Source organism: Noviherbaspirillum aridicola, from assembly GCF_019656455.1.
In the GTDB taxonomy this organism is placed as follows: domain Bacteria; phylum Pseudomonadota; class Gammaproteobacteria; order Burkholderiales; family Burkholderiaceae_D; genus Noviherbaspirillum; species Noviherbaspirillum aridicola.
Window position 1 is genome coordinate 249,352 of the sequence record NZ_BPMK01000006.1, and the last position, 7,815, is coordinate 257,166.

The 7,815-nt window shown below is 66.9% G+C and carries 10 protein-coding genes; 5 read left to right on the top strand and 5 right to left on the bottom strand.

From position 1 onward, the window contains the following. Nucleotides 1-158: 158 nt before the first annotated feature. On the top strand, nt 159-1,487 hold the full coding sequence (locus NCCP691_RS08625) for an NAD(P)/FAD-dependent oxidoreductase (protein ID WP_220807848.1): 1,329 nt from the start codon (nt 159-161) through the stop codon (nt 1,485-1,487). Between the two features lie 117 nt (nt 1,488-1,604). Here the strand turns inward: NCCP691_RS08625 and NCCP691_RS08630 are convergent, their stop codons facing one another. Then, entirely contained in the window at nt 1,605-2,114 is a 510-nt protein-coding gene (locus NCCP691_RS08630) for a Spy/CpxP family protein refolding chaperone (RefSeq protein WP_220807849.1), read from the bottom strand. Between the two features lie 206 nt (nt 2,115-2,320). On the opposite strand from NCCP691_RS08630, the gene NCCP691_RS08635 reads away from it, so the two are divergent. Both NCCP691_RS08635 and NCCP691_RS08640 read left to right on the top strand, forming a co-directional pair. Further along, nucleotides 2,321-3,040, top strand: a complete 720-nt coding sequence (locus NCCP691_RS08635; RefSeq protein ID WP_220807850.1) for a response regulator — start codon at nt 2,321-2,323, stop codon at nt 3,038-3,040. Next, entirely contained in the window at nt 3,037-4,374 is a 1,338-nt protein-coding gene (locus NCCP691_RS08640) for an ATP-binding protein (protein WP_220807851.1), read from the top strand. Before NCCP691_RS08635 ends, NCCP691_RS08640 begins: the two co-directional genes overlap by 4 nt. 7 nt (nt 4,375-4,381) lie before the next feature. Here NCCP691_RS08640 and NCCP691_RS08645 read toward each other — a convergent pair whose 3' ends face one another. From NCCP691_RS08645 to NCCP691_RS08655, 3 genes are all read right to left on the bottom strand, one after another. Then, nucleotides 4,382-5,071 carry an ankyrin repeat domain-containing protein gene (locus tag NCCP691_RS08645; RefSeq protein ID WP_309295113.1) on the bottom strand — a complete coding sequence of 230 codons (690 nt, stop codon included), beginning with the start codon at nt 5,069-5,071 and terminating at the stop codon, nt 4,382-4,384. After that, nucleotides 5,068-5,847 carry a TatD family hydrolase gene (locus NCCP691_RS08650; protein ID WP_220807852.1) on the bottom strand — a complete coding sequence of 260 codons (780 nt, stop codon included), beginning with the start codon at nt 5,845-5,847 and terminating at the stop codon, nt 5,068-5,070. The genes NCCP691_RS08645 and NCCP691_RS08650 overlap by 4 nt, the downstream gene beginning before the upstream one ends. A 61-nt stretch (nt 5,848-5,908) precedes the next feature. Next, the gene (locus NCCP691_RS08655; protein WP_220807853.1) at nt 5,909-7,072 is read right to left on the bottom strand and encodes a sensor histidine kinase; all 1,164 of its coding nucleotides are present in this window, start codon (nt 7,070-7,072) and stop codon (nt 5,909-5,911) included. Nucleotides 7,073-7,295: 223 nt separating this feature from the next. On the opposite strand from NCCP691_RS08655, the gene NCCP691_RS08660 reads away from it, so the two are divergent. Both NCCP691_RS08660 and NCCP691_RS08665 read left to right on the top strand, forming a co-directional pair. Then, nucleotides 7,296-7,490 (top strand): hypothetical protein, encoded by a 195-nt coding sequence (locus NCCP691_RS08660; protein ID WP_220807854.1) that lies wholly within the window; start codon nt 7,296-7,298, stop codon nt 7,488-7,490. Then, entirely contained in the window at nt 7,490-7,687 is a 198-nt protein-coding gene (locus NCCP691_RS08665) for a hypothetical protein (RefSeq protein WP_220807855.1), read from the top strand. The genes NCCP691_RS08660 and NCCP691_RS08665 overlap by 1 nt, the downstream gene beginning before the upstream one ends. On the opposite strand, the gene NCCP691_RS08670 is transcribed toward NCCP691_RS08665, so the two are convergent. After that, a partial coding sequence (locus tag NCCP691_RS08670) for an integrase core domain-containing protein (RefSeq protein ID WP_220807874.1) occupies nt 7,684-7,815 on the bottom strand: 132 nt, incomplete at its 5' end. The two genes, NCCP691_RS08665 and NCCP691_RS08670, sit on opposite strands and share 4 nt — an antisense overlap.

Below are 7,815 nucleotides of genomic sequence, written 5' to 3' on the forward strand. Positions count from 1 at the left end.
CTAGCAAACGCGCCCCGCAATTTGTTTGACCTGAGTCAACGCCCTCCGGCTTGGCCGCCATGCGGTGCGAATGCCGCCTTGCACGGGCCGGGAATTATCGCGCGGCGCTCTTGTCGTTTCGATAGCAGCGCGAGCAAACACTCTGTCAGGAGAAGCGATTGAACCACCCTACCGCAACGTCACCACACCGCATCACCATCGTCGGCGGCGGCGCCGGCGGCCTCGAGCTGGCGGTACGCCTGGGCAAGAAGCTGGGCAGACGGGGCAAGGCGGAGATCATCCTGGTGGACGCCTCGCGCACCCATCTGTGGAAACCGCTGCTGCACCAGGTCGCCGGCGGCACGCTGGACAGCCACGAGGACGAGATGGAGTACCTCGCGATCGCGAGGCGTCACCATTTCCACTTCCGGCTGGGCCGCATGATCGGGCTCAACCGTGCGCGCAAGGAAATCCATCTCGCGCCGATCTACGACGAACAGGGCGAGGAAGTGCTGCCGCCCCAGACCATTCCCTACGACACCCTCGTGATGGCGCTGGGCAGCCAGACCAACGACTTCGGCACGCCGGGCGTGCACGAGCACAGCATCATGCTCGACTCCCCGGAGTCCGCCGAGCGCTTTCACGACCGCCTCGTGAATGCCTGCCTGCGCGCCCAGGCGAGAGCACGCGCGCCGGGCGAAGGCCGCTTCACCGTCACCATCATCGGCGGCGGCGCCACCGGCGTCGAACTCTCGGCCGAACTGCACATGACCGCGAAGATCGTCTCCAGCTACGGCCTGGCCAACTTCGATCCCGAAAAGGACATCAAGATCGTCGTCATCGACGCCTCGCCGCGCCTGCTCGCCGCGCTGCCGGAAAAGCTGTCGAGCGCGGTCGAACACGAACTGACCGAACTCGACATCGAAGTCATCACCAACGCGCGCGTGGTCGAGGTCACCCGCGAAGGCGTCAGGCTGGCCGACGGCAGTTTCATCCCGAGCGGCATCGTGGTGTGGGCGGCCGGCATCAAGATCCCGGACTTCCTCAAGGAGATCGACGGCCTCGAGACCAACCGCATCAACCAGCTCGTGGTCCACCGCACGATGCAGACCACGCGCGACCCGAACATCTTCGCCATCGGCGACTGCGCCGCGATTCCGCAGGGAGAAGGCAAACCTTCCGTCCCGCCGCGCGCGCAATCCGCCCACCAGGAAGCGGCGACGCTGGCGAAGTCGCTGGTGCGCCGGCTGCAGGGCAAGCCGCTGCTGGAGTTCGTCTACCGCGATCACGGCTCGCTGGTGTCGCTAGGGGATTACAGCACCGTCGGCAGCCTGATGGGCGCGGTCGCGCGCGGCTCGGTGTTCATCGAGGGCACGATCGCGAAGTGGATGTACTGGTGGCTGCACAAGCATCACCAGATCGTCGTGAACGGATTCTTCCGGACCTGGCTGGGAACCTGGGCGGAGACGATCAACTGGGCGCGCAATCCGAGGATCAAGCTGCACTGATTGACTGCGCGATATTCACCTCGAATAGCGGCAAGGCGCGTGCCGACACAGTGAGGCGGCAAAAAAATGCCGGCCCCGAAGACCGGCATTTTCACGGCACGGCCGGCTGCCCGACCGTCAGGACTTTTCGCCGTGCGGGCCGTGGTGGCCGCGCTCGCGGTCCCGGCCGCCGCGCGGGCCGTGCGCGAACCCGGCATCGAACACCTTCTTCTGCTCCGGCGTCAGCACCGCGTAGAACTCGCGGGTGGCGGCGATGCGCAGGGCGAGGCGCTTTTCATGCTCCTGCAGGAATTCCATGCGCTTCTGCAGCCGATCCGGCGCCGGCAGCTTCGCCAGCTCTTCGCGGCTCGGGCGCGTCGCGGGCGCGGCCGGGCGGATGGTGTCGACATAGGTCTTCCAGGCGGTTTCCTGCCGTGCGTCGAGCTTGAGCTTGTCATGCAGCTGTTGCTGGCGCTTCTCGAAGGCCTGCTTCATCTGTTCCGGCGAGTGCATGCGCGCACCGCCATGTCCGTGGCGGCCGTGGCCGAAGCCACCTTCGCCCATGTCGGCCCAGGCGCCGGCGGTGCCCGCGCCGAGTCCGACTGCCAGCAGGCCGATCATCATGCTTTTGCGTAGTGTGGTCATCATGCTTCCTTTGCGTGAGAGTGTTGATTACAGTGCCCCCGGCACGCTTGGCATGATGCGACCGCTTTGTATCCCGTCATTGTCGGCCGTATTGCGGCTTGTACCGCCGGGACGCCGCCTTTGTATCCTTGTGTGTCGCCTGTTCCGGGGGAAACAGCAGGATACAATTCGCTAAAACTCCCTCGCCGCACCTTGCCATAATCCGCTCCATGGACACGCCCGCACACATTCTCATCGTCGACGACGACCGCGACATCAGCTCCCTGCTTGCCGAGTACCTGGAAAAGAACGGCTACCGCACCTCCACGGCGGCGGACGGCGCCGCGATGTGGAAGGTGCTCGATCATTCCCGCATCGACCTGATCGTGCTCGACCTGAACCTGCCCGGCGAAGACGGACTCACGCTGTGCCGCAACCTGCGCGCGCGCTCCTCGCTGCCGGTCATCATGCTGACCGCCCGCGGCGAACCGGTCGACCGCATCCTCGGCCTGGAGATGGGCGCGGACGACTACGTGCCGAAGCCCTTCGAGCCGCGCGAACTGTTCGCGCGCATCCGCAGCGTGCTGCGGCGTACCCACGCGCTGCCGCCGAAGATGCAGGAGCCGGCCGACCGCCAGGCGCGCTTCGCCGGCTGGACCATGGATTTCACGGCGCGCCACCTGATCAGCAAGGACGGCGTGGTGGTGGCGCTGTCGGGCGCCGAATTCCGCCTGCTGAAGATCTTCATCGAACACGCGAACCGCGTCCTCAGCCGCGACCAGTTGCTCAACCTGACCCAGGGCCGGGACGCCGATCCGTTCGACCGCTCCATCGATCTGCAGATCAGCCGCCTGCGCCAGAAGCTGGGCGACGACGCGCGCTCGCCGCAGATCATCAAGACCGTGCGCAATGAGGGTTATGTGCTGTCGGTGCCGGTGACCAGGGAATGAAGGCATTCTTCCAGTCCATGAGCACCCGGGTCTTCCTGGTGCTGTTCGCCGGCGTGCTGCTGACGGTGGCGCTGACGCTCGGCCTGTCTTTCGGCGAGCGGCAGCGGATGGTCAGCCAGTTCCGCGATTTCCATGCGGTGGAAAGAGTCACGCAGTTCGTGCAGACGCTCGAAACCGTGCCGTCCCATCTGCGCGCACCCTTCCTCGACGCCGCCGCCGGTCTCGGCATGCAGGCCCAACTGGTCGACCGCGCGGAGCCGGCGATAGAACAGTCGCGCCTGGCCCGCCTCCTCGGCGAGCGCATGGCGGGCGATTATCAGGTTGCCTCGACCGCGACCCGCCCCGGCGACTGCGAGCCGCCGCCCGGACGGCTGGCGCGCCGCCATCCCGACCGCGCCGGCCGCTGCGAGGCCCTGCTGATCACGCTCGAGGACGGCGGGCGGGTACGGCTGGCGGTGCTGCCGCCGCGCCCCGCCCCGCTCGCTCCCCGCATCGACCCGGTCTACGCCCTGCTGTTCCTCGCCGGGCTCGGCGTGCTTGCCGCCTTCGTTGCCCGCATGACGATGCGTCCGCTGCAGCACCTGGCGCGCGCGGCCACCGAACTGGGGCACAACATCGAACGCGAACCCCTGCCCGAAAAAGGCGCGCTCGAAATCCGCCAGGCCGCCGCCGCCTTCAATGCGATGCAGGCGCAGGTGCGCAAGCACATTCGCCAGAGGGCGCATATCCTGGCCGCGATCACCCACGATCTGCAGACGCCGCTCACGCGCATGCGGTTGCGGCTGGAGAAGATCGAGGACGCCCAGCTCAAGGAAAAACTGGCGGGCGACGTGGCGGCGATGCAGGGCATGGTGCGCGAAGGGCTGGAACTCGTGCGCAGCATGGAATCGACCGAGGCCGTGCAGAAGATGGACCTGGATTCGCTGATCGACAGCGTCTGCGACGATGCGTCGGATGCGGGCCAGGAGGTGAGCAAGGACGGCGCCACCGCCGCCTCGGTGATGGCGCGGCCGCTGGCGCTGCGGCGCTGCCTCGGCAACCTGATCGACAATGCGGCCAAATACGGCAGGCGGGCGTCGGTACGGGTCGCGCGCGAGGGCGGCAAGGCGGTGATCCGTATCCGCGATGAGGGCCCCGGCATTCCGGAGCAGGAGATCGAGCAGGTCTTCGAGCCCTTCTACCGTGTCGAAAGCTCGCGCTCCCGCCATACCGGCGGCACCGGGCTGGGCCTGACCATCGCCCGCAACATCGCCGTCCAGCACGGCGGCGCCATACAGCTGCGCAACCATCCCGAAGGCGGACTGGAAGCGACGCTCATCCTGCCGATCGCCTGAGGCAGGACTAGAGCTTGCCCATCTTCCTGAGGCGCCAGGTCAGGCCCTCGGCGATGTCCGGATGTTCATGCTTGACCGCGAAGTCCACCGCGTTCATGCCGGCTTCGTTGCGCAGCGTCAGGTCGGCGCCCTCGTCGAGCAGCAGCTTGACGGTGTGGATGTTCCCGCCCATGGCCGCCATCATCAGCGGCGTGGTCTTGTTCGGCGACTCGGCGTCGATGTAGGCCGACTTGTCGAGCAGCAGCCGCACGATCTCGGTGCTGCCGGAATAGGCCGCGTAATGCAGCGGCGTCCAGCCGGGCCGGTTGACTTCGGCGCCCTTCTCCAGCAGCGCCTGCACCGCCGGCAGATTGCCCTTGAAGCAGGCGGTCATCAGCGCCGTGTCGCCGTTGAAGGCCCTGGCTTCGATGTCGACGCCGGGCGTGTTCAGCAGCAGGCTGAAGACATTCATCGCCTCCTCCCGCAATGCCACGATCATGCCGGTATCGCCCCGGCTCTCCTCGATGGCATTGGGGTCGAAGCCGCGCGCGAGGAGTTCCTTCACCTTCGGCGCGTGATCGATCTTCACCGCGCGGAAGAAATCGACATAGGAACTGGCAAGCGCCAGCCCCGGCAACACGCCCAGCAAGGGCAGCGATGCCAGCAGGCGCAGGCCGCGCCGGCGCGCGGAAGCGGCGGGCGAGGATGCGTTCATCATGCGGCCGCCTTGAAGAGCGTGAAGAAATTCTCGGTCGTCTGGCGCGCCACCTGCTCGAGCGGCAGGTTCTTCAGCCTGGCGATGAACTCGGCCACATGGCAGACATAGCCCGGCTCGTTGGTCTTGCCGCGATACGGCACGGGTGCCAGGTACGGCGAATCGGTCTCGATCAGCATGCGCTCCAGCGGCACTTCCTGCGCCACCGCCTGCAGCTCCTTCGCGCTCTTGAAGGTGACGATGCCCGAGAAGGAAATGTAGAAGCCCATGTCCATCGCCGCACGCGCTACCTCGAGCGACTCGGTGAAGCAGTGCATCACCCCCGCCGCCCCGCCGGCGTCGCTGCCGGCGCCCTCTTCGCGCATGATGCGCAGCGTGTCCTCCGAGGCGGAACGGGTGTGGATGATCAGCGGCTTGCCGCAGGCCCGCGACGCCCGGATATGGGTGCGGAAGCGCTCGCGCTGCCATTCCAGGTCGCCCTCCAGGCGGTAGTAGTCGAGTCCGGTCTCGCCGATCGCGACGATCCTCGGATGGTCGGCCAGCCGCACCAGTTGCTCGACATCCGGCTCCGGCGTGTCTTCATAGTCGGGATGCACGCCGACCGAGGCGAACACGTTCGGATGCTGCTCGGCCAGCGCGAGCACCTGCGGAAACTCGGGCAGGTTGACGGAGACACACAGCGCATGCGTCACCTTGTTTTCGGCCATCTTGCCGAAGATGCCCGGCAGGCGCTCGGCAAGCTCGGGAAAATTGATGTGGCAATGGGAGTCGATGTACATGGCGCGTATTGTACGACGGGTGCGCCGGTGCCTGCCCGTCGCCGGGCGCGCCCGCCGCCGCTCAGTCGCGCTGTGCAGGCAAGGTGAAGCGCATCACCGTGCCGCCGCCCGCCCGGGCGCCGGCGGCGATCTCGCCGCCATGTGCCTGAACGAAACTCCTGCAGATCGTCAGCCCCAGTCCCAGGTCGCCCTGCTCCCTGTCGTCGCTCTCGAACTTCTCGAAGATGTGCGGCAGACGATCGGCCGGGATGCCGGAGCCGTTGTCCGCGACTTCGCAGACCACGGTGCCCGGTTCTCCATCCCGTTCCGATGCGGTGATACGGACCTCGCCGCCATGGGCGTGCTTGATCGCATTGCTGACCAGGTTCTGCAGGATGCGGCGCAGCATGGTCGCGTCGGCGCTCACGCGCAGGGTTTCCGGCACCTGGTTGAACAGGACGGTGCGGCCGGCGTCGGCGATCGGCTGCAGTTCGCGCACGAGAGATTCGGCCAGCGGCCATAGCGCGAGATCGCGCCGCTCGAGGCGGATGTCGTCGTCGAGCCCGGCATTCTCCTCCAGCACCTTGTCCACGAGGCGGGTCAGTGCGCCCACGTTGCGCTGCAGGGTATCGAGCGCCCGCCGCAGCCGCGACGACGGCGCGTGCGATGAAGTGTCGGCATCGATCAGGTGCGCCGACACGGCGACCGCGCTCAGCGGCGTGCGCAGGTCATGGGCAAGGAAAGCGAGGTAGTCTTCGCGGCGCTGGCGCGTGTCGCGCGCCTGCTGCGCGACGTAGGCCTTGATCGCGGTGCCGATCGCGGTGTCGAGCGCGCCGTTGAGGATATGCAGCGCCTTGCCCGACAGCCCGCGGCCGTTGCGCTCGGCGAGATCGTGCATGCAGTCGCGCAGGATGTTGTATTCGGTGACGACTTCCTCCACCGAAAATCCGTCGGCCAGCCTTTGCAGGCCGTGATCGGACGAGGTGCTGCGGCCCACCTGCGGATGGCCGGCCACATCCTCCGCGCGCTCCAGGGCGGCGACGATTTCGTCGAGCAGCACGGGGATATGGTCGTCGAGCGCCGGTCGGCTCATGCCGCACGTCGCCGCCATGCGCGCGCGCAGCGCCGTCCGCCAGGTGGACAGGAGGCTGTCCTTGCTGGCGCGTATCAGCAGCGCGAGTTCGGCGCAGGAGGCGTTGATGCAGATGCTGGTTTCGGAGGTACTGAATGAAGCGAGCGTAGACACGGCGATCCGGGACAAAGGGCGAGAAGGACAGGCAGCGGGGCAAGCGTGACTGAGACGGTGTTGATCCATTTCAGTTCCAGTTATAAATCTGCTCAGGCGGCGTAACCGCGCGAATCTTTTGCCGGCGGCGCAAGTCCCACCGGCAGTGCCTCGGGCGCGCAGGAAAGGGCAGCCGATCCCGCGACCGCGCAGCGTCCGGGCCGCATTCAAGGAGGGAAGGCAAATGAAGATGCGTGAGCGCAAGGTCGCGCTTCAGGCCCGGCAGATGCTGGGCCTGAGGATCGCGCAATTGCTGGCGGAACTCGACGAGGCGGCGGATCTGCTGATCGAGGCGCTCGAAAGCGGCGATCTGCCCCAGGACAATGATGGCGACGCGGGCGACGGCCAGGCGCCGTCCACCCGACAAGGAGAAATCTGATGGCGACAGGCAGCGATACGCCGGGCGGCCCCGGCAACGGCAACGGCAAGGACGCGCTGGACAACGCGCTTGCGCGCGAGCGGGTTGCACGGGAGGAGGTGCCGGTCAAACAGCACAACCCGGACGACAAGGGCCTCAATCCCGGCCAGAAAGGCCCCGCGCAGCCGAGCGGCTCGGACGCGCCCGGCGCGCTCTAGCTGTGAAGTTGCAAGAGGTTATTTCGGTTGGTTGAGAGTCTGGACATTGGTGCTTTGCCGCCGATACCTTGGTGCGGGCGGTGCCAGTTGTAGTGGTGGTTCCACTGATGGAGCATTTCGGCGCGCTC

What these genes read in the sequence shown, in the direction of transcription:
- NCCP691_RS08645 (WP_309295113.1), bottom strand. Translation starts at nt 5,071, where the DNA reads ATGATGAACGCATCCTCGCCCGCCGCTTCCGCGCGCCGGCGCGGCCTG.
- NCCP691_RS08635 (WP_220807850.1), top strand. Translation starts at nt 2,321, where the DNA reads ATGGACACGCCCGCACACATTCTCATCGTCGACGACGACCGCGACATC.
- NCCP691_RS08650 (WP_220807852.1), bottom strand. Translation starts at nt 5,847, where the DNA reads ATGTACATCGACTCCCATTGCCACATCAATTTTCCCGAGCTTGCCGAG.
- NCCP691_RS08660 (WP_220807854.1), top strand. Translation starts at nt 7,296, where the DNA reads ATGAAGATGCGTGAGCGCAAGGTCGCGCTTCAGGCCCGGCAGATGCTG.
- NCCP691_RS08640 (WP_220807851.1), top strand. Translation starts at nt 3,037, where the DNA reads ATGAAGGCATTCTTCCAGTCCATGAGCACCCGGGTCTTCCTGGTGCTG.
- NCCP691_RS08630 (WP_220807849.1), bottom strand. Translation starts at nt 2,114, where the DNA reads ATGATGACCACACTACGCAAAAGCATGATGATCGGCCTGCTGGCAGTC.
- NCCP691_RS08665 (WP_220807855.1), top strand. Translation starts at nt 7,490, where the DNA reads ATGGCGACAGGCAGCGATACGCCGGGCGGCCCCGGCAACGGCAACGGC.